Below are 19,545 nucleotides of genomic sequence, written 5' to 3' on the forward strand. Positions count from 1 at the left end.
CGGCCGTCATCTGCAACCGATTACAATGCTCTTTTTTGATATTTCACGCGGCCGTCCGATCATGCGCCGCGTGCTCGCCGTTCCGCATTTCCAGAGGATTCCTTGAGCGCGAAGCCAACGTTAAGCAAACCCATGGGTGCAGGCGATGCGTCGTCGCCGGCCGTCGTCCTGCGGCGCCTGTGGCCTTTCATCAAGCCGCTGCTGGGGGTCGGGGTCGGCGCGATCATCGCGATGGCGGTGAGCGCCGGCACCGACGCCGCCATTCCCGCGCTGCTCAAGCCGCTGCTCGACAAGGGCTTCGGCTCGCACGCAGTCGACAAGACCAAGTGGCTCGTGCCGATCGCGGTGATCGGCCTCGCGCTGATTCGCGGCGTGTCACAGTACGCGTCCGGCTATCTGCTCGCGTACGTGTCGAACAAGATCCTGCTCGAACTGCGTCTGAAGATGTTCGACCGCATGATCCACACGAGCGTCGCGTTCTTCCAGCGCGAAACCGCAAGCACGGTGATCAACGCGATCGTCTTCGAGGTCAATCAGATCCTGAACGTGCTGCTGAGCGTGATGGTCACGCTCGTGCGCGACTCGCTGACGGTGATCTTCCTGCTCGGCTATCTGTTCTATCTGAACTGGCGCCTGACGTTGATCGTCGCGGTGCTGCTGCCAGGCATCGGCTGGCTGGTCGGCAAGATCAATCGCCGGCTGCGGCGACTGAACCGCGAGCATCAGCTGCTCACCAACGAGCTGTCGTATATCGTCGAAGAAACGGTGGGCGGCTACAAGGTCGTCAAGGTGCATAACGGCGAGCAATACGAGACGGACCGCTTCACCGCGATGAGCCGGCGCCTGCGCGGCTACGCGATGCGCATGACGGTCTCCGGTGGCCTCGCGCAGCCGTTGACGCAGTTCCTGGCGTCGATCGCGCTCGCGGTCGTGATCACGATCGCGGTGGTGCAGTCGTCGTCGGATCAGACGACGGTCGGCGGCTTCGTCGCGTTCGTCACGTCGATGCTCCTGATCATCTCGCCGCTCAAGCATCTGATGGACGTGAACCAGCCATTGCAGCGCGGCATGACCGCGGCCGAGCTGATCTTCGGCCTGATCGACGAGCCGGCCGAGCCGGAAGGCGGCGGCAAGCCGCTCGCTCACGCGCGCGGCGAGGTCGAGTTCCGCGACGTGTCGTTCATCTACGGCACGAACTCCACGCACAACCGCCATACGCTCGACCAGGTGTCGTTCAAGATCGCGCCGGGCGAGATGGTCGCGCTCGCGGGGCCGTCGGGCAGCGGCAAGACCACGCTGGTGAATCTGTTGCCGCGCTTCTTCGATCCGACCGGCGGCGCGATTCTGGTCGACGGCGTCGCGCTGCCCGAGTACGACCTGCACGCGCTGCGCAGCCAGATCGCGATGGTGAGCCAGGACGTCGTGCTGTTCAACGACACCATCGCGCACAACGTCGCGTACGGTCAGGAGGTCGATGCGGAGAAGGTCAAGGCGGCGTTGCGCGCGGCTAACCTGTGGGACACCGTGCAGGCGATGCCGCAGGGCATCGAGACGCTCGTCGGTGACAACGGCATGATGCTGTCGGGCGGCCAACGCCAGCGTCTCGCGATCGCGCGCGCGATCTACAAGAACGCGCCGATCCTGATTCTCGACGAAGCGACGTCGGCGCTCGATTCCGAGTCCGAGCGCCACGTGCAGGCGGCGCTCGAAACGCTGATGAAAGGCCGCACCACGCTCGTGATCGCGCACCGCCTGTCGACGATCGAGCGCGCCGACCGCATCCTCGTGATGGAGGCGGGGCGGATCGTCGAGCGCGGCAGCCATCGCGAGCTGCTCGAGCACGACGGCTTGTACGCCCATCTGCATCGCATCCAGTTCCAGCAAAGCCCGGTTTGATCCGGCACATTGCGAACGGGAGCGCGGGCCGGTGTTGTGTTTAAGTCTCAATTTATTGCGCTTTTTCGGCGCTAATCGCATGCTGGCGGGCAATCACGGTCCGCCTCGCGGAAATCGACTGCCCATGTCTCACGACGATCCGAGCAAGCCGCTCGTCTCCATCGCGCTCGCGACGTACAACGGCCGCACTTATCTGCCCGAGCTGCTGGCTTCGCTCGAAGCGCAGAGCTGGCCCCATCTCGAAGTCGTGGTATCCGACGACGCCTCCTGCGACGGCACCCGCGAACTGCTCGCGTCCCATACGGGACGCGTGCCGGTGCGGCTCGTCGGCGATGGCACGCGGGCCGGCATCGTCGGCAATTTCGAGCGCGCGCTCGCCGGCTGCCGCGGCGACTACATCGCGCTCGCCGACCAGGACGACGTCTGGGCGCCCGAGAAGGTCACCGATCTGATGCGCGAGCTGCGGCGCGTGGAAAGCGCGGGCGACGCCGCCGCGACGCCGGCGCTCGCGTTCTGCGACATCGAGCTCGTCGACTCGACGCTGTGCTGTATGTCACGCTCGCTGTTCGATATCACCGCGAAGTCGCGCTGCGCGACGCGACTGCGCGATTTTCTGCTGAGCAACCATGTGCCCGGCTGCGCGATGCTCGTCAATCGCGCGACGCTCGAACGCGCGCTGCCGTTCCCGCCCGGCATCGTGATGCACGACTGGTGGCTCGCGATGGTGGTCGCGTCGTTCGGCGAGATTCGCCACGTCGCGGCGCCGCATCTGAAGTATCGGCAGCATGACGGCAACGCGGTCGGCGCGAGCGCGACCAACGAGCGCGGCGCGGCGCGCGACGAATGCGGCGCCGAGGCGGCACGACGGCGCGGCGCGAGCCGGCAGCGGCAGATCGAAGCCATCGCGGATCAGGTGCGGGTGTTCGTGCGACGCTTCGGCGCCGAGCTGCCCGTCGATGCGCGTCACGACATGTATGCGTTTTCGCGCGGTGTCGCGAGCTGGCGCGGCGCATTCGAGTTCGTGATGATCAGCCACACCGGCGAGACCTTCGTGCGCTCGGTGAAGATCCTGCGGCGCTTGCGCGCGAGCGTGCTGAGCTTCGGCGTCGAGGTGCGAAGGCCGAGTCTCGCGCGACGCTTGCGGCAGCGGCGGGGTGCGTCGCGCGGACTTTCGTGACCGATGTGGCGTCGCCAGGCACCGCGAGACCGTATCGTCGTCTTCAGGCCTTTCTGCCCCGCACGACCCGCTTGATCCAGATGCCCGGCGCGTAGACCATCGGGCAACTCGCATACAGGAACATCCGAATCCGCAGCCCGAGCTTCACGCCGGCGCTGCGCGTCACCAGCCCGAGGCGTTCGCCGAGGCTGCCCGCTTCGAACATCGCATGGATGAACTGCTCGCGCGCGAGCTTCGGCGCCATCGCCGCGCGCATGCGTTCACCGACGCCGGCGATCTGAGCGTCGCGCTGCAGTTGCGCGAGCTCCGCGAGTCCGTAGCGATTGCTTTGCCGCATCCGCGCGATCAGCTCGTCGACCGACTGGTAGCGGCGCTTGCGCGAAAGTCCGCCGCGCCGATAGCGCACCAGCGGCTCGCGCAGACTGATCGCGCCGCCCGACAGGATCGCGCGCAGCACCATGATCTGATCCTCGGCCGCGGCGCCCGGCAGCATCGGCCCGAAGCGCTCGATCAGGCGTCGCGACCACGTATGTGCCGCGCCGATCAGCCATGGACGCTCGACGAGCCAGTCGTCGAAGCTGCGATAGCGATCGAGCTCGGTCGGGCTCACGCGCTCGTGCACGTGACCCGCTTCGTCCATGTCGGCGAGATCGGTGGCGATCAGGTCGGGGCGGCGCCCATGCGCGAGCCAGCAGTCGACGACGCGCTCGCAGCGCTCGGGCGTCGACATGTCGTCGCCGGCGGCGACGAACAGCAGTTCGCCGTGCGCGAGCTGCGCGAGTTGCGACAGGTGCGCGCTGATGCCCTGGTTCACGGTATTGCGCCGTGCGATCACGCGATGCGGGCCCGCGTAGCCGGCGAGCGCCGCTTCGATCGCGGCGTAGGTGGCGTCGCTGGACGCGTCGTCGGAGACGATGATTTCGAGCGGCTCGTAGGTTTGCGCGAGCGCGCTGCGCACGGCGTCGCCGATCTGCTCTGCCTGGTTGTAGGCGATCAGCAGCATCGAGACGAGCGGGCGGGTGGTGTCGACGGTTGCGGCGGACGGCGGGCTATCGGTCATGGAGTCGGGACGAAGGCGATTGGCCTAGATTCTAGCCGCTGACGGCCGCGCCGCGCGACGCACGCGGCAAACCCGGGCACCCCGAGCTGAGCCCGGCGAAACCCATCCTTTACAATTGCCGCTGCCCCGAAACTGCGCACCCACGGCCTCGCCCGCGCGTGCGCCTCACCGAGACCGATCCTTGTCAGAGCCAACCCGCGACGCAGCCCTCGACCCGAACCGCCGCCCCCTCACCGACATCGCGCTGACCGCCCAGGCGCTGAAGAACAGCGGCGGCGCCGAGCGTTACACGCGCGACGTGATCGCCGGCCTGCATCGCATGGGTTTGCGCCCGACGCTGTTCGCGCGCGAGATCGACCGCGCGCTGCCCGAGGCCGCGTGGATCGATGCGCAGCCGCTCGACGTACGCTGGGCGCCGCGCAAGCTGCGCAACCTCGCGTTCGACTGGCGTCTGAAGCAGCGGTTGAAGCGGCATCGTCCGGCGTGCGTGTTCTCGATCAATCACTCGACGCATGCCGACGTCGCGTTGTGCGGCGGCACGCATCCGGGTTCGCTCGAAGCCGCGGGCCGCGCGCCGCGCCGCAGCGACGAATGGCAGATCGAGCTCGAGCAGCGCGTCTACACGCGGGCGCGCTCGATCGTCGCGCATTCGCAATTGATGAGCCGCGAGTTGCAGCGTTTTTATGACGTGCCGGCCGCGCGGATCGACGTGCTTTATCCGCCGGTCGATACCGCACGCTTCAGGCCGCTCGACCCCGCCGCGCGCGCGGCCGTGCGCCGCCAGCTCGGCGTGCCCGACGATCGCGTGATGTTCGTGTTCTCGTCGACGAGTCACGAGCGCAAAGGCTATCCGCTGCTCGAAGCGTTTTTCTCGCGCACGACGCTGCCGGTCTGCCTCGTCGTCGCGGGACGCCCGGTGCCGAAAACCGGCGACACAATTCGTTACGCGGGTTACAGCAAGGAGATCGAAAAACTGTTCGCGGCCGCCGATTTTACGGTCGTCGCGTCGGCGTACGAGCCGTTCGGGCTCGTCGGCGTGGAGTCGGTGATGTGCGGCACGCCGCTCGTGATCGCCGACAACGTCGGCTCGGCGGAGACGGTGACCGGTGCCGCGAAGATCGAGTTCTCGCGGCAGACCGCGGGCAGTTTCGAGCGCGCGATCGAGCAGGCGGTCGAGCGCGTGAAGAGCGGCGCCGCGCGCATCGCGACGCCGCGCGACAGCCTCGTGTACGACCCGAGCGTCGACGCGCACGTCGCGGCGCTTTACGAGGTTTTCACGCGGGGATGAGGGCGGCGCTCCGCGCTCGGGTTGCCGCTTCTCGTCAAATCAAAATCAATCGCGCGGCTGCGTCTCGGGCACGAGCGCGGCTGGCGCCGGCGTGGTCCGCGCATCGCTTCGCAACTCGCGCTTGCGTGCATCGATCACCGCCAGCAGCGTCGCCACCAGCGAGGCGAGCAGCACCGCCACCATCATCGGCACCAGCACGTCGATAGTGAGCCCGAAGATCACCGTGCTCGCCGCGACCGCGAGACCCGCGTACGACGCGGCGCGAATCGCCGGATCGGTCGCATGCCGGTGTCGCCAGAAATACACCGTGATCCCGTAGTAGAACAGCAACAGGCAGATCACGCCGACCGCGCCCATCTCGGCGAGCGTCGAGAAAAAGTCGCTATGCGCGCGCTCGTTGACGATCTCGGCCTTCACTTCGCCGCGCTTCGCCATCACGCCGAGCTCGTCGACCAGATGGCCTTTGCCGACGCCCCACACTGGATGCCGCTCGAACATCATCCGCGACGCGTTCCACAGTTGCAGGCGCAGGCCGGTGGCCGTGTCGTCCTCGCCCTTGCGCATCATCGACACGTCGTTCGGCACCTCGGCAAAGCGCTTCTGAACCCGTTCGGTCGACAACAGACCGCCCGCCCCGATCACGATGACGAGCGTCGCGATCAGCAGGCGCTTCTTGTGCGTGAACCAGTGGTACTGCATGCCGAGCAGCACGACGAACACCGGCACGGCGACCCAGCCGCCGCGCGAGCCCGACAGAAACGATGCATAGCCGCCCGACACCAGCGCGAGCACGCGCGGCACCAGCACGCGCCAGTCGCGCGGATTGTCCCAGCCAAGCGTGAACACCGACAGGAACCCGAGCAGCAGCGCGGTATCGCCGAACGGAATCGCGTTCGTGTACGAGTTGTTCAGGCGGTTCGCGTCGGTCCAGCCGCCGGGCGGCTGATCGATGAACGCCCATGCGCCGACCGCGAGCGCGCCGGCCGCGCAGCCCCAGCCGATCAAGCGCAGATTGCGCGACGGCAATTGCCGCAGCAGCAGGAACACCAGAAGCGCGAGCACGAAACGCGACGCATTGTCGAACTCGCGTGGCAGCCAGTAGCCGAGCACCAACTGCTGCGCGCCGATCCCGACGACGAACGCGAGCATGCCGATCGTGAACCAGCGGTAGGTCCGCAACGCGGAGAAATAGCCCGGCATGCGCCGGTTGACGATGGCCGCGCCGAGCGCGAGCGCGACGAGCGCGAAAAAGCAGTAGCCGGTGCCGCCGCGCCACACCAGATTGACTGCGGGCGCGAGAAACAGCAGAGCCGACGTGAGCCAGACCAGACTGGAAGCAAAAATCATAGGTCTACGTTATCGATGAAAACACTACCGTTCCGGTGGTGAAATTGCAGGGGGACGCCGGACCATTTGAGTTTCTCAAGACGGTAGAGCGATCCGGATTATAACCATGCGCTTCCTTGCGAAATGCTTGCTGCCGAACGCGGAGAGGTTGCGCTGGTCCGCGGCATGCGGGTGGGGCGGGCGCGGGTGGCGTCTGTCGTGCGAGCAGGCGGGGGCGGTACAATCGCGCGACATTCATGGCCGGGGCGCGGCGCATGCCGCGCCCCGCGCCCAGCTCAACGGACCGACTCGATGTTCTCAATCATCATCCCGACCTGGAACAACCTGCCTTATCTGCGCCTCGTGATCAAAAGCCTGCGCCGTCATTCGACGCATCCGCACCAGCTCATCGTGCACGTGAACGACGGTTCGGACGGCACGCTCGCGTGGGTGCGCGACGAGGGCATCGAGCACACGGCGTCGCCCGGCAATATCGGCATCTGCCACGCGGTCAATATCGCGGCGGCGCGCGCGACGCAGGATTACATCGTCTACATGAACGACGACATGTACTGCTGCCCCGGCTGGGACGACGCGCTCGTCAAGCGTCTCGCGCAGATGCCGGCCGACAACCTGTTCATGTTGTCGGGCACGATGATCGAGCCGGTCGATTCGGGCAATCCATGCGTGGTCGTGCGCAACTTCGGCCGCGACGCGCAGGCGTTTCGCGCCGACGAGCTGGTCGCCGCCGCGGCCGGTCTCGTGCGCGCCGACTGGCGCGGCGCGACGTGGCCGCCGACGCTCGTGCATCGGGACTGGTGGTTCAAGGTGGGCGGCTACAGCAGCGAACTGAGCCCCGGCATGAGCAGCGACAACGATTTCTCGATGAAGCTGTGGGACGCGGGCTGCCGCGTGTTCGTCGGCGTCGGCGACAGTCTCGTCTATCACTTCCAGCAGAAGAGCACCGGCAAGATCGTGAAGAACGACGGGCGTCGCCAGTTCCTCAACAAGTGGGGGATGACACAGGCGACCTTCGACCGCTATTACCTGCGCCGCGGCACCGCCATCGACGGCGCGCTCGCGGTCAGCGAGCCCGAGCGCACCGGCCGGCTGCGCCGTGCGCTGCTGAAGTCGCGCATCAAGCGCGCGTTGGGCTGACGGGCGTCGAGCCGAAAACGGCTGCTTGACGCGCTGCGTGTGTCAAACGCCGCGCGTTACGAGCGGCAGCACCGTCAGATCCGGATGCGTGCCGTCGACGATGCTGCGTCCCACGTGCACCGCTTCGGAGAGCGCGTCGGCGAGGCTCGCGAAGCTCTCCTCGCCGTCCGCGTGAAACGGCACCGCATGGCCGGGAAGCTGGGGGTTGGCGCCCGGATGGCAGACGTAGCCTAGATACGTGTAGCGGCTGTTTTTCGCGGCCGCATCGGCGGCATGCGCCGGGTCGGGCGGATCCTTCACGACAGGTGACACGTGTATCTCGAAGCCTTCGTATTGCACCGTCTGCCAGCTTGCGGTTTGGTCGGCCATGACCGCCTCCGTCCGGGTCTGTCCTGTCCAAAAGTCTAGGTGATTTGCCGCCAAAACGCGCGGGCCGCCGGCTACGGCCAAACCATGACGGCTTCGACTATGGAGGCGCTCCTGGGAAGTGGGTTGATGAAGCGCATTCTGCTGAGATCGGCGACGTTTTGATAATTGGGCCGCAGTTGGAGAGATTTTCGTTTAATTTTTGAAATTAGGCGGTCTGCAGGATCGCGTCCGCCAGAACGCCCCGGCTGGTTCTCCTCGGATAAAATGTTGCGCTTTGCCTAAATCCGACTTCGCTCATGTGGTTCAAAAACCTTCAGCTGCACCGTCTGCCCGCGCCGTGGTCCGTTAACCCTGAACAGATGCAGAAGTGGCTCGCGCCGTACGCGTTCGCGCCCGGCCAGAGCATCGAGATGCAGGCCCAAGGCTGGGCGCCCCCGCGCGACGGCGACTCGCTGGTCTACGCAATGAACGGTCAGATGCTGCTGACGTTCCGTGCCGAGAAGAAGCTGCTGCCCGCGTCGGTCGTCACCCAGGTCACGCGCGAGCGCGCGGCCGAGCTCGAGGAGCAGCAGGGCTTCAAGCCGGGCCGCAAGCAGATGCGCGATCTGAAGGAGCAGGTCACCGACGAACTGCGGCCGCGCGCGTTCAGCATCCGCCGCGATACGCGCGTGTGGATCGATTGCACGAATGGCTGGCTCGTGATCGACGCGGCGTCGCAGGCGGTCGCCGACGATGTGCGCGGTCTGCTCGTGAAGTCGATCGACCAGTTGCCGCTGATGACGGTGCGCGTCGCGCAGTCGCCGGTCGCGGCGATGACCGGCTGGCTGCTCGACGGCGACGCGCCGGCGGGTTTCACGCTCGATCAGGACACCGAGCTGCGTTCGCCCGCCGAGGGCAACGCGACGGTGCGCTATGTCGGGCATGCGCTGGACGCCGAAGACATGCGCCGCCACATCGAGGCGGGCAAGCAATGCATGCGGCTTGCGATGACGTGGAACGATCGCGTGTCGTTCGTGCTGACGCCGTCGCTGACGATCAAGCGCGTCGCGCCGCTCGACGTGCTCAAGGAAGCGAGCGACCCGACCGCGCAGAACGACGACGAGCGCTTCGATTCCGACGTTGCGCTGATGACGGCCGAGCTCGACCGCATGCTGCGCGATCTGCTCGATGCGCTGGGCGGCGAGCAGGGCGAGCAAGGGTTCGCGTTGCCGCAGGCCGTCGCGGCCTGAGCGTCAGATTCTCGCGCTGTCGAGCGCTTCGACGACGGTCCAGTAAGGCGTGATCGAGCGCAAGCGGATCGGGTAGGTCCGCTGCAGCAGCGCGAGCGTCGCGTCGGTATCGGTGAGCTGATAGATGCCCGACACGCGCAGATCGGCGACGTCGTCGGCATAGCGCAATACGCCGGCGTGATAGCGCGCGAGTTCGTCGACGAGATCCGCGATACGCATGTTGTTCGCGTAGAGCAGGCCACGCGTCCACATCGCCTCGCGCGGGTCGAGCGCTTGCGGCGCCGCGACGCCGAAGCGTGTCAGCGTGCACCGTTGGCCTTGCGTCAGCACCAGCGCCGCGCCTGATGCCGGCCTCACCAGCGCGTCGCCGCGAAACGCGGTCACGCGTGTGAAACCATCCCCTTGCCTCACGCTGAACTGCGTGCCGCGCGCTTCGACGACGCCTTCGGCCGTCTGCACGAGCAAAGGCGCATGAGTCGTTCGGGCGCCCGGTGCGCCGCCAACATCGCTCACGGGCCGCACCATGATTTCCCCTCCGAGCAGATCGACGCGCCGAACCTTCGCCTCGAACGCGGCGTTGATCGCGCTCGCGCTGCCCAGCGTGATATGAGTGCCGTCCGCCAGCAGCACGTCGTCCAGTTCGCCAGTCGCGGTGTGGAATTCGGCGGTCCACATCTGCCACGGCAAGCGGCTCGCGAGCCAGCCCGCGGGCGCGGCGATCGCAAGCCCCCAGAGCGTTTTCAGCGCGCGCCGCCGTCCCTGCGACACGCCGGCAGCATCCGCGTCTTCGCGTAGCGCGGGGCCGACGTCCGCGGGCACGGCGCCGGTTTCGCGCCGTAATTGCTGCGCTCGCCGAAGCATTTGGTTAAAGATGCGGTACTCCGGACGCATTTGACAAATGTGATTTAAATTGAATTTAGCAGATCGGGATTTAACGATTTATATCTGTTAATAATGATTTGCGGCGGATATTCGGATCGAGTTCACAGCGAATTGACTCAATACCTTATCCTAAGCGGAAGCGTAGGCCCAGATTGCGTCAGGACATGCAGATCCATTGTCATCGATACAAAAAATTTAGGCTATGTATGGATCGTTACTTTTCGTGAATTCTTAAGCAGAAATGCGGCTAATTGCGCTGCAATAGAACGTGGCATTTTTGTCACGAATTACAGCGTGCCGGGTTTAGCTGACGAGCGTGTAAATCTGATGAAACTCTTCGCATGCGCACGGCGCTGACGACGGTCTGCGCACAGCCGGCCACTCATGAACCCCGGTAAAACTCCGTGCGCTGCCGCACCTTCGATGCAGACGAAAAAACGACAGGCGTATCAAAGGCTTGCGGATTTTCCCGGGAAGTTATGCACAGATTTGCCAACAAAAACTGTGGGTAACTTCGAGCGTGTCGTCGCGCGTCGAAGCGCCGTTAGTCTTCGAGCGCCCACGCGCGCTTGCGGCGCCGCAGCGCCGAGCCGATCGATACCGCCGCGCCGATGCCGCCCATCGTCAGCGACAGCGCGACGATCAGTGGGCCGGTTTGGGTGCTTGCCGAGAACACGCCGACGAGCAGGCCGGCGAGCGGCTGCGTCAGGTTGTTCAGCAGAATCGCGACGCCGATGGTCTTGCCGTAGTCCTCGGGCGGGATGATCTGCAAACGCGCGCTGCGGATGTAGACGTTGAACATCTTGTCGAAGCCGACGATCAGCAGGAAGCCGAGCGCATAGCCCCACGGCGACGCGCTCGCGCCTGCGATCACGCCGCCCGAGCAGATCGTCACGAATGCGACGAGACCGAGCACGCGCGCCGGCCATCCGGCGCGCGCAACCGTCAGCAGCACCAGCACCGTGGCGATCGCGCCGGCCGTTTGCAGACCGGCGTAGTAGCGGCTCGATTGCGCATGCAAACCCGTCACCATCGCCGCCGACGTCGCAAGCGTGACACCGATGACGAGGTTCTCCGCGGCCGCGAGCATGATGACCTTTTTCAGGCCCGGCAGCGTCCACACGTGATCGAGCGCGATGCGCAGCGGCGTGGTCCAGTGGGCGGCGGACGTGAGCGATCGAGCGGACACAGGCGAAGGCGCGCGAAAGCCGCTCAGTCGCTGCCAGACGAACAGTGCGGCGTCGGCGCACAGAAACAGCACACCGGTCGCGGCGACCACCGATTCCCAATGCCACACACCGAGCAGCAACGCGGCGAGCATCGGCCCAAGCACGAGGCCGAGCTGATCGGCCAGTTGCGAATACGCGAGCACCTTCTGGATCTGCTGCGTGCTGAAGATCTGCGGCAGCATCACCTCGCGCGCGACGAGTCCTTGGCTCGTCAGCACGCCGCACGCGGCCGACAGCGCGATCAGCCAGCCGATGCCGCCGAACAGCGCATAGGCGGCGATACCGCCGAAGCATGCGAGCGCACGCACCGCCTGGCTCAGCCGCATCAGGCGCAGCGGTGCAAAGCGGTCGCAGAGCGCGCCGAAGAACGGGAACACGAGGTAGCGCGGCAGCGTTTCGATGAAAAACGCGAGCCCCGACCACGAGACCTGGCGCGTCGTTTGAAACACCACGAGCGGCACCAGAAAGAGCAGGATCTGATCGGCGAGACGCGCGATGAACAGCGAGCAGAAGAAGGCCTGATGGTTGACGCGCACCGTGGTTGTCTCGCCGTGTTGGGGTCGAGACCGATCCTATCAAAAGATCGCGCGGGCGAGGCGGGGCGCCCGCTGGCCGCCGTCCTATTCGCCGCGATACGCCTGTTCGAGCGGCGCGATATCGAGCTTGACCATCTTCATCATCTGCGCCATCACGCGGCTTGCCTTTGCGCGATCCGGGTCGCGCAGCATCTGCAGCAGCACGTTGGGCGCGATCTGCCACGACACGCCGAAGCGGTCCCGCAGCCAGCCGCAGGCCCACGGCTCGCCGCCGCCGTCGAGCAGCTTCGACCAGTAGCGATCGATTTCCTCCTGCGAGTCGCAGTGCACGAACAGCGAGATGGCCGGCGTGAATTTGTATTGCGGGCCACCGTTCAGCGCCATGAACTCCTGGCCTTCGATTTCGAAGGTGACGGCGACGACCTTGCCCGCCGGTCCTGGGCCGGCGTCCGTGGCGTGCAGCGTGGTGGCGATGCGCGACGCCGAAAACACCGACGTGTAGAACTCCACGGCTTCTTCCGCGTTGCCGTCGAACCACAGGCACGGCGCGATTTTCTGCATGACGTTGCTCCTTCGGGATTGGTGTCGGTGGGCGTGGGCGTGCGATTGCCCGACGCCCATCGGCCGCTCACTTCTTCTCTAGGGACGAACAGTCCATCGCGGCCATCGCCTGCTGGATTTCCTCGGCGCTCAGGTCGCGCTTGTGCGTCGCGAGCGACCAGTTGTGGCCGAACGGGTCCCTGACCTGGCCGTAGCGGTCGCCCCAGAACATGTCGGTGACGGGCATCGTGACGGTCGCGCCCGCGTCGACCGCCTGTTTGAAACTTGCGTCGACGTCCGGTACGTAGTGGTGAATCGTGACCGGCGTGCCCTTCAGCGTGTTCGGGCCGAAGGTTTGGTGCTCGGGCCATTCGTCGGTCAGCATCAGCATGGAGTCCCCGATTTTTAGGGTCGCGTGCATCACCTTGCCGTCGGGGCCCGGCAGACGGACCTGTTCGACGGCGTTGAAGGCTTTCGTGTAGAACGCGATCGCTTCGGCGGCGTTCTTGCAGATCAGGTACGGCGTGAGCGAGTGCATCCCGTCCGGGATCGGTTTGGCTGCGGCGCTGGACATGACGGTGACTCCTTGAAGTAACGGTTCCTCAGGGGAAAGACCGGCTGCATGAGCTGGGTCTTCAACGTTACGACGAGTTGGCCACCGTCGGATCGACACTCCGAAAAAAATATTTTCAGGCGCGGGGGAGGGCGGCCCGCCATTTATCCCGCCGGATTGTCCTCGTCCGCCGGCGGCGCGGACGACGGCGCCGTGCTGCCCGCCGGCGCGCCGAGGATGCTGATCTGGAACGTGGGCGTCGCGGCGAGCGACTGCAGCGTCGCGTCCTCGGGGATGTGCTCGTCGAGCGGCAGGATCACCGAGCCGCCGATGACCGCGCGCCGGCTGTTGTCGGCCGGGCGCAGGCCCCACACGTCCTGATAGACGACGGGGACCGTGGCGCCGTTGCGCGTCGTGTTGCCGAGGTACAGCATCACGTGGCCGCCGATGTAGATCAGCGTGCGCAGCGGCACGCCATGCCGCGCCAGATAGTCGAGCCGTTCGGCGGGTGTCGACTCCGACAGATCGACCATGCGGCCGGCGCTCATCTGCGTCGACGAATGGCGCGGCAGCCACACGCCGAACGCGGCGAAGATGCTTTGCAGTTCCGACGAACAGTCGTTGTAGAGCCCGCTATTGCCCCAGCCGTACGGCCGGCCGATCAGCGCCTTCAACAGCATCGCGAGATGGCGCGGCGTCGCGGCGAGCGGCATCGGCGTGATCTGCGTGGCGTCGAGCGACGCGGTGCGGATCAGCGCGCGGCCGTCGACGTCGCGTGCGGGAACGAGGAGCTGGAGTGTGCCTGCATTGGTGCTGGTCGCGGCTGGCGATGCCGAGGCACCCGCCACCAGCGGCAGCATCGTCCCGGCCGGGGCAGCGAAGCGGAACACGCCGTGGCCGTCGTTGACCGCCGCCGACGCGACGATCACCGCCCCTAGCGACTTCCCGGCCGCCGCGCGCCATTGATCGATGAAACCATCGTCGGCGAACGCGACGCCGTCGCTGCGCACCCAGCCCTGCACGTCGGGCGTCTGCACGTAATGCCACGCGCCGTCGACGCTGCTACCGAGCACATAGAGCGGCGTGCCGGGTCGCACCGCCGAGATCTGCAGGTTGTCGAACGGATAACCCTCGCCGGCCAGGCGATGGTCGTAGAACGACGGATCGGTGGTAGGCAACTCGCGCACCATCAGGTTGCCGGTCGCGATCGCGCGCCGCTCGGGCTGATAGACCGGCGTTTGCGTGAACTGCGCGACGTTGATGTTGCGCGCGATCGCGTCGATCCACGCCTTGTCGTGCGGCCGGAAGTTTTCGCCGTAACCGATGATGCTGCCACGCTTGCCGGTGTTGTCGAACCTGTCGATGCGGCGCTGTTGCAGTGCCGCAATGTCCTCGCCCTGCTCGCGAAACACGCGTGTCGTCACCCAGGCGGGATTCCACGGCGACGGCGCGTTCTCGCCCGTGCCGAAGTAGCGCGCGAACAGCGCGTCGAAATGTGCGCGCTGCTCGGCGGCGCTGAGAAACGGCCGATCGTAGTCGGGGCTGTTCGGATCGAGCCAGTGATCGACGTTCTGGTCGTAATGGGCGAGCGAAAACAGCGTGACGTTGTCGACGAACGCGTGCGTGCCGCGCGGCGGCGTTGGCGTGCTGCACGCGGCGAGCGTCGTGACGGCGACGCACAGCACGACGGCGCGGCAGGCACGGCGGGAGAGAACGGCGACGGGCATAAAGATTCGGCGTATGAGGTGCACGGCCAAGATGATACGGTGTCGGCGATGCGCACGGCGCATCGGATGTTGGGCGGGGACGCGCGCGGCTTCGATTACACTCGCTTTATCCGCCCACCCGCGCGTCGCCACGCGCGACAATCGCCAGGGAGTCCGCCATGAAAACCAGCGCACGCAATCAGTTCAGCGGCGAAGTCACCGACGTCAAGCACGGTGCCGTCAACGACGAAGTCACGCTGCGCACGCCGGACGGTCTCGAGGTCGTCGCGATCATCACGCACGGCAGCGCGAAGTCGCTCGGGCTGGCGACCGGCAAGCAGGCGTTTGCGCTCGTGAAGGCATCGTCGGTAATCGTAATGGTCGATGTCGAGAGGCAGCAGGTGTCGGCGCGCAACTGCATCGAAGGGACCGTCGCGGCGGTGACGAAGGGCGCCGTCAATTCGGAAGTGACGATCAGTGCCGGCAGCGCGCAGATCGCGGCGATCATCACGAACGACAGCGTCGAGCGCCTCGGCCTCGCGAGCGGCAAGGCGGCGACGGCGGTTTTCAAGGCGTCAAGCGTGATCATTGGGGTCGATCAGTAAAAGGCCCGGGCCTCTGGGACGGGTACTCAACGAGCTCTCACTGATCGCGGATGGCGCGAACGATGATCCCGTCCCATCCAAAAACAATCCTGTGAGCGTCCATCCGGAAGATCGCAAAACAATTGTCGCTATCTACGACCACGGTTGTAGCGGGCAACCCGGTTTCATTCACGCGAAGGTCGAACTGTTTCTTCAACGCCGAAAGCGTGTCAATTCGCTTGCCGGTAAAACCTGTGTTGGGCTTGCAGGTTTCACTGTCGAAGCTCATGGATTGCGGCGTAATTGTCATCGTCATGCCGAGAATCCGTTTTGCTTCGGGGATGCCACCAGAAATATCGGCATAGTCAACTACATCGGTCACGACCCAATTGCCGATGAAATCATTAATCGTCGCGTGTGGTGGTGTTTGTGCCGCGCACACGCTTGCCGAGGCGGTCAGCGTGAGAGCCACATACGAAAAAAGCTTGTGGCCTGTCATTGCGCCGACTGCCGGAAGGGAGAAACCAAGGACGGAGAGTCGAGAACCGACGGGGAAGGCGAGCGTAGACGCGCGGCGCGTGTCACAGCGTTCGACACCCGCGCGCGGGGATTGCGCTTGCTTTACACTTCACCCCTTACCGCTTGCCATCCCGCTCTGATCACGGACGCCGTCATGTTCGAAGTTTCCTCCACCTCGCATCTGCCCAAAGCCGCGCAATATGAAGAACTGGTCGCGCAGGCGCGCGCGCTGCTGGCCGGCGAAACGGACTGGATCGCCAACGCCGCGAATTTCTCGTCGTTCGTCTTTCATTCGTTGAGCGATCTGAACTGGGCCGGCTTTTACTTTCACGACGGCCGCGAACTGGTGGTCGGCCCGTTCCAGGGCAAGCCCGCGTGCGTGCGCATTGCGCTGGGCAAGGGCGTCTGCGGTACGGCCGCGCAAACCCGTCAGACCCAGGTTGTGCGCGACGTGCACGAGTTTCCCGGCCATATCGCATGCGATTCGGCGTCGCAATCGGAAATCGTCGTGCCGCTCGTCGCGCCCGACGGCACGCTGATCGGCGTGTGGGATGTCGATAGCCCGGTCGTCGCGCGCTTCGACGAGGAGGACGCGAAGGGCATGGAAGCGTTGTGCGCGGTGTTCATCGAGGCAGCGCTGCCGCGCGGCGTGTAGCGTCGCCGGTCCGCTCCGCTTCGGCCAGCAAGTCGCGCACCGCGAGGCGTAACGGAGGGCCAGGAACGCATCACGCGTCGGCGCGATGTTCGCGAAGGCGCACACGCGCACGCACGCGGACCCGACCCTCGCGCCGATGTTGGCCGCGTTGGGCACGTGGGCGAGGTCGCCGGATGCGTCGTTGGCTGGCCGCAATCTGCACCAGAGGGCGCAGGCTGTGTTGGAGCAGACGGGGTGTGACGTGGCGGCTGAGAGGTTAGGGCTTGTTGCTAGTCGCTGCAATCTGCGCAATCTGACACGCCGGGACCGAAAAAGTACATTCTATCGGGCCGTTTCAATCTGCTGCAGTTTTCGCGTAACCGCAGCTTGTCGCGACCGGCCGCAGCCGACCCTGAACAGCCTTTCAGTTCTACCAATAACGGCCGTTCAACATACGCGGCTAACCACCGCGGTTTACACGCCAGCCAGCGCTGGCAACTCCACGCCATACGAACTGCGTTCGGACCAGCGGCTCATCGGTGGTTGATGCATCACTTGGCTCGGATGCGGCGCGCTATCGACGCGCTTCTGTAAGCGCGATGGATTGCGGGCGTTTTTCTTTTCGAGAATGGCTCGGCTCAGAAATTCGGCGCTATAGGCTTTCAGCAAGTGTGCATGATGCGTTTCGATATACGAGGCAATCTGCTCCTGTTCGCCGTCAATCATGGCCAGGGACATCAGCGTGTGCTCATCCCAACGGAAACGCAGGCCGAGTTCGTCGAAAGCGACGTTATAGGCAGAAAGTTGTGCCTGGACTTCCGCGTCATGCGCGCTGTCGCGAACATGGAATTGAGAGGGATTCATGGTCGACTCCTTCCGGCAAATGGCCTGAGCAGAGAATAGGAGACGGCATAAATAAACAACAGTTAAAGTTTTTTCTACTAACCATACTAATTTGTTTATGCACGTGGAAGGCACTCATTTTCTCGGAGTGCTGCAATAGTACAGAGCATCACACGACATCCGACGACATCCAGGGCAGTGAGAGAACCCAGTCGCGCGTGCGCTCCGATCCGTTCAATTTCCAAATCGAACGCCCGCTGGGCGAAACCCAATTTCAGAGGTCTGCGGGCGAAAATATTACATGCCGGTCAACGTCTGGAAGACTTGCCGTTGGCGGGGGCCGCGTTCCGCATCACCGCGGCCGATCCATATATTATGGATACCTAATGCAAATCATAAAATATTTTAACTTCCGTTTATCACCGTTCTCGCGCAGCATCCCCTCACCCATGCTGCTCGCGCAATAGCTTGCACTCCACTGTTGTACGTTCAACGAGCAAGGGGGTTTCGGTAGTGCAAGTTAGTGCAATACCCTCTGGCCGACCATTGGCGCTTCATTGCCGCAGGCGAACTGGCGACGAAGCGATTCGATCACGTAAGTCCAACGCGCCGCTTGAGCGCGACGGAATATGCAGGAGACGAAGACATGGGACATTCGAACGTATCGGATGGCGGCCGCGCACGATTCTGGCATCACCGGTGGGTGCAACTCGCTATCGGCATCGTGTGCATGGGGCTCGTCGCGAATCTGCAGTATGCGTGGACGCTGTTCGTCGTACCAATGGACAACGCCCACCATTGGGGGCAGGCAGCGATCCAGACCGCATTCACGATTTTCATCGTCACTGAAACTTGGCTCGTACCCGTCGAAGGCTGGCTCGTCGACAAGTTCGGGCCACGCCCGGTTGTAACCGGCGGTGCGCTGTGCGCAGCGCTCGGCTGGATCATCAACGCGCATGCGAGCAGTCTCGCGGAGCTATACGTCGCAGCAGTCATCGCCGGCATCGGCGCGGGCTGTGTGTATGGCACCTGCGTCGGCATGGCGCTCAAATGGTTTCCGGACAAACGCGGTCTCGCAGCCGGTTTGACAGCGGCGGGTTTCGGCGCCGGCGCGGCCGTCACAGTGATACCGATCGCCAACATGATCCAGCGTTCAGGCTACGAGCACGCGTTCATGTTCTTCGGCATTTTCCAGGGTGTCTGCATCCTGCTGCTCGCCACCATGCTGGTAAGGCCAAAGCCGCCCGCCAGTGCGATCCCGACTAGACGTATCGTTGCAAGCAAGATCGACTACACGTCCGGCGAGATGGTCCGCTCGCCGCTCTTCTGGGTGCTGTATCTGATGTTCGTGTTCGTTGCGGCCGGCGGCATCATTGCGACCGCGCAGCTTGGGCCGATCGCGAAGGAATACGGCTTTGCCAAGCTGCCTGTGAGTTTGATCGGCATCACGCTGCCGCTCCTCACGATGACGCTGTCGATCGACAACCTGTGCAACGGACTCACCCGTCCCTTATGCGGCTTTCTGTCGGACCGCATTGGCCGCGAAAACACGATGTTCATGATCTTCCTCGGCGAAGGCGTCGCGCTGCTAGGGCTGATGCAGTTTGGCCACAACCCGTATGCATTCATGTTCTTCGCGGCCGCCGTTTTCCTCTGCTGGGGCGAGATCTTCTCGATCTTCCCCGCGACCTGCGCGGACACGTTCGGCAGCAAATACGCCGCTGCGAATGCGGGGACGCTTTACACGGCGAAGGGTACGGCCTCGATGCTGGTGCCGGTCGCATCGCTTCTGTCGGCGAATGGCGGCTGGAGCACGGTGTTCATCTCGGCGGCAGTGATATCGATCGCGGCCGCCATATCCGCGAAGTTCATCCTTGGACCCATGAGAAAGCGCTGGATCGAAAACTCGGGCGTGCCAGCAGGCGTAGCCATTGCCGAAGCACGACTGCAGCAGTGGCCAGGCGGCTCGTCTGAATAAACGACAGCGTGAGTGCACCGCTCACGACCAACCACACA

The 19,545-nt window shown here is 64.7% G+C and carries 18 protein-coding genes; 8 read left to right on the plus strand and 10 right to left on the minus strand.

Annotation, left to right across the window (positions count from 1 at the left end):
* The first annotated feature begins 102 nt into the window (after positions 1-102).
* Both msbA and OKW27_RS33685 read left to right on the plus strand, forming a co-directional pair.
* Entirely contained in the window at positions 103-1,896 is a 1,794-nt protein-coding gene (msbA, locus tag OKW27_RS33680) for a lipid A export permease/ATP-binding protein MsbA (RefSeq protein ID WP_429336002.1), read from the plus strand.
* A gap of 124 nt (positions 1,897-2,020) precedes the next feature.
* Positions 2,021-3,073: a glycosyltransferase family 2 protein gene (locus OKW27_RS33685; protein WP_429336003.1), complete on the plus strand. Its 1,053-nt coding sequence runs from the start codon at positions 2,021-2,023 to the stop codon at positions 3,071-3,073.
* 43 nt (positions 3,074-3,116) lie between these two features.
* Here the strand turns inward: OKW27_RS33685 and OKW27_RS33690 are convergent, their stop codons facing one another.
* Positions 3,117-4,133: a glycosyltransferase family 2 protein gene (locus OKW27_RS33690; protein ID WP_429336004.1), complete on the minus strand. Its 1,017-nt coding sequence runs from the start codon at positions 4,131-4,133 to the stop codon at positions 3,117-3,119.
* 181 nt (positions 4,134-4,314) lie between these two features.
* On the opposite strand from OKW27_RS33690, the gene OKW27_RS33695 reads away from it, so the two are divergent.
* Positions 4,315-5,421, plus strand: a complete 1,107-nt coding sequence (locus tag OKW27_RS33695; RefSeq protein ID WP_429336005.1) for a glycosyltransferase family 4 protein — start codon at positions 4,315-4,317, stop codon at positions 5,419-5,421.
* Between the two features lie 45 nt (positions 5,422-5,466).
* Here OKW27_RS33695 and OKW27_RS33700 read toward each other — a convergent pair whose 3' ends face one another.
* Entirely contained in the window at positions 5,467-6,768 is a 1,302-nt protein-coding gene (locus OKW27_RS33700) for an O-antigen ligase family protein (RefSeq protein WP_090803677.1), read from the minus strand.
* A gap of 291 nt (positions 6,769-7,059) precedes the next feature.
* On the opposite strand from OKW27_RS33700, the gene OKW27_RS33705 reads away from it, so the two are divergent.
* On the plus strand, positions 7,060-7,905 hold the full coding sequence (locus tag OKW27_RS33705; RefSeq protein ID WP_429336006.1) for a glycosyltransferase family 2 protein: 846 nt from the start codon (positions 7,060-7,062) through the stop codon (positions 7,903-7,905).
* A gap of 42 nt (positions 7,906-7,947) precedes the next feature.
* Here the strand turns inward: OKW27_RS33705 and OKW27_RS33710 are convergent, their stop codons facing one another.
* Positions 7,948-8,274 carry a hypothetical protein gene (locus OKW27_RS33710; protein WP_429336007.1) on the minus strand — a complete coding sequence of 109 codons (327 nt, stop codon included), beginning with the start codon at positions 8,272-8,274 and terminating at the stop codon, positions 7,948-7,950.
* 296 nt (positions 8,275-8,570) lie between these two features.
* On the opposite strand from OKW27_RS33710, the gene OKW27_RS33715 reads away from it, so the two are divergent.
* The gene (locus OKW27_RS33715; protein ID WP_090803682.1) at positions 8,571-9,503 is read left to right on the plus strand and encodes a recombination-associated protein RdgC; all 933 of its coding nucleotides are present in this window, start codon (positions 8,571-8,573) and stop codon (positions 9,501-9,503) included.
* 3 nt (positions 9,504-9,506) lie between these two features.
* On the opposite strand, the gene OKW27_RS33720 is transcribed toward OKW27_RS33715, so the two are convergent.
* The 5 genes from OKW27_RS33720 to OKW27_RS33740 all read right to left on the minus strand — a co-directional run bounded on the left by OKW27_RS33720 (position 9,507) and on the right by OKW27_RS33740 (position 14,970).
* A complete protein-coding gene (locus OKW27_RS33720) occupies positions 9,507-10,364 on the minus strand; it encodes a FecR family protein (RefSeq protein ID WP_429336008.1) in 858 nt (285 codons plus the stop codon).
* 565 nt (positions 10,365-10,929) lie between these two features.
* Positions 10,930-12,150 carry an MFS transporter gene (locus OKW27_RS33725; protein ID WP_429336009.1) on the minus strand — a complete coding sequence of 407 codons (1,221 nt, stop codon included), beginning with the start codon at positions 12,148-12,150 and terminating at the stop codon, positions 10,930-10,932.
* Between the two features lie 84 nt (positions 12,151-12,234).
* Positions 12,235-12,711, minus strand: a complete 477-nt coding sequence (locus tag OKW27_RS33730; RefSeq protein WP_187611002.1) for a VOC family protein — start codon at positions 12,709-12,711, stop codon at positions 12,235-12,237.
* A 67-nt stretch (positions 12,712-12,778) separates the two neighbouring features.
* A complete protein-coding gene (locus OKW27_RS33735; RefSeq protein WP_429336010.1) occupies positions 12,779-13,264 on the minus strand; it encodes a VOC family protein in 486 nt (161 codons plus the stop codon).
* 143 nt (positions 13,265-13,407) lie between these two features.
* Positions 13,408-14,970, minus strand: coding sequence for an SH3 domain-containing protein (locus tag OKW27_RS33740; protein ID WP_429336011.1), 1,563 nt, complete (start codon positions 14,968-14,970; stop codon positions 13,408-13,410).
* A gap of 158 nt (positions 14,971-15,128) precedes the next feature.
* Here OKW27_RS33740 and OKW27_RS33745 point away from each other — a divergent pair, with 158 nt between their 5' ends.
* The gene (locus OKW27_RS33745; protein ID WP_429336012.1) at positions 15,129-15,554 is read left to right on the plus strand and encodes a TOBE domain-containing protein; all 426 of its coding nucleotides are present in this window, start codon (positions 15,129-15,131) and stop codon (positions 15,552-15,554) included.
* 37 nt (positions 15,555-15,591) lie between these two features.
* Here OKW27_RS33745 and OKW27_RS33750 read toward each other — a convergent pair whose 3' ends face one another.
* Positions 15,592-16,032: a hypothetical protein gene (locus OKW27_RS33750; RefSeq protein ID WP_429336013.1), complete on the minus strand. Its 441-nt coding sequence runs from the start codon at positions 16,030-16,032 to the stop codon at positions 15,592-15,594.
* Between the two features lie 174 nt (positions 16,033-16,206).
* Here OKW27_RS33750 and OKW27_RS33755 point away from each other — a divergent pair, with 174 nt between their 5' ends.
* Positions 16,207-16,707, plus strand: coding sequence for a GAF domain-containing protein (locus OKW27_RS33755; protein ID WP_018419924.1), 501 nt, complete (start codon positions 16,207-16,209; stop codon positions 16,705-16,707).
* A 453-nt stretch (positions 16,708-17,160) separates the two neighbouring features.
* On the opposite strand, the gene OKW27_RS33760 is transcribed toward OKW27_RS33755, so the two are convergent.
* Positions 17,161-17,550 carry a hypothetical protein gene (locus OKW27_RS33760; protein WP_429336014.1) on the minus strand — a complete coding sequence of 130 codons (390 nt, stop codon included), beginning with the start codon at positions 17,548-17,550 and terminating at the stop codon, positions 17,161-17,163.
* A 625-nt stretch (positions 17,551-18,175) separates the two neighbouring features.
* Between OKW27_RS33760 and oxlT the strand changes: the two genes are divergently transcribed.
* Positions 18,176-19,507: an oxalate/formate MFS antiporter gene (oxlT, locus tag OKW27_RS33765; RefSeq protein ID WP_429336015.1), complete on the plus strand. Its 1,332-nt coding sequence runs from the start codon at positions 18,176-18,178 to the stop codon at positions 19,505-19,507.
* The last annotated feature ends 38 nt before the right edge of the window (positions 19,508-19,545 follow it).

It is taken from the genome of Paraburkholderia sp. 35.1 (assembly GCF_050436525.1).
GTDB lineage: Bacteria > Pseudomonadota > Gammaproteobacteria > Burkholderiales > Burkholderiaceae > Paraburkholderia > Paraburkholderia tuberum.

What these genes read in the sequence shown, in the direction of transcription:
- OKW27_RS33685 (WP_429336003.1), top strand. Translation starts at nt 2,021, where the DNA reads ATGTCTCACGACGATCCGAGCAAGCCGCTCGTCTCCATCGCGCTCGCG.
- OKW27_RS33690 (WP_429336004.1), bottom strand. Translation starts at nt 4,133, where the DNA reads ATGACCGATAGCCCGCCGTCCGCCGCAACCGTCGACACCACCCGCCCG.
- OKW27_RS33700 (WP_090803677.1), bottom strand. Translation starts at nt 6,768, where the DNA reads ATGATTTTTGCTTCCAGTCTGGTCTGGCTCACGTCGGCTCTGCTGTTT.
- OKW27_RS33705 (WP_429336006.1), top strand. Translation starts at nt 7,060, where the DNA reads ATGTTCTCAATCATCATCCCGACCTGGAACAACCTGCCTTATCTGCGC.
- OKW27_RS33710 (WP_429336007.1), bottom strand. Translation starts at nt 8,274, where the DNA reads ATGGCCGACCAAACCGCAAGCTGGCAGACGGTGCAATACGAAGGCTTC.
- OKW27_RS33715 (WP_090803682.1), top strand. Translation starts at nt 8,571, where the DNA reads ATGTGGTTCAAAAACCTTCAGCTGCACCGTCTGCCCGCGCCGTGGTCC.
- OKW27_RS33720 (WP_429336008.1), bottom strand. Translation starts at nt 10,364, where the DNA reads ATGCTTCGGCGAGCGCAGCAATTACGGCGCGAAACCGGCGCCGTGCCC.
- OKW27_RS33730 (WP_187611002.1), bottom strand. Translation starts at nt 12,711, where the DNA reads ATGCAGAAAATCGCGCCGTGCCTGTGGTTCGACGGCAACGCGGAAGAA.
- OKW27_RS33735 (WP_429336010.1), bottom strand. Translation starts at nt 13,264, where the DNA reads ATGTCCAGCGCCGCAGCCAAACCGATCCCGGACGGGATGCACTCGCTC.
- OKW27_RS33740 (WP_429336011.1), bottom strand. Translation starts at nt 14,970, where the DNA reads ATGCCCGTCGCCGTTCTCTCCCGCCGTGCCTGCCGCGCCGTCGTGCTG.
- OKW27_RS33745 (WP_429336012.1), top strand. Translation starts at nt 15,129, where the DNA reads ATGAAAACCAGCGCACGCAATCAGTTCAGCGGCGAAGTCACCGACGTC.
- OKW27_RS33750 (WP_429336013.1), bottom strand. Translation starts at nt 16,032, where the DNA reads ATGACAGGCCACAAGCTTTTTTCGTATGTGGCTCTCACGCTGACCGCC.
- OKW27_RS33755 (WP_018419924.1), top strand. Translation starts at nt 16,207, where the DNA reads ATGTTCGAAGTTTCCTCCACCTCGCATCTGCCCAAAGCCGCGCAATAT.
- OKW27_RS33760 (WP_429336014.1), bottom strand. Translation starts at nt 17,550, where the DNA reads ATGAATCCCTCTCAATTCCATGTTCGCGACAGCGCGCATGACGCGGAA.
- oxlT (WP_429336015.1), top strand. Translation starts at nt 18,176, where the DNA reads ATGGGACATTCGAACGTATCGGATGGCGGCCGCGCACGATTCTGGCAT.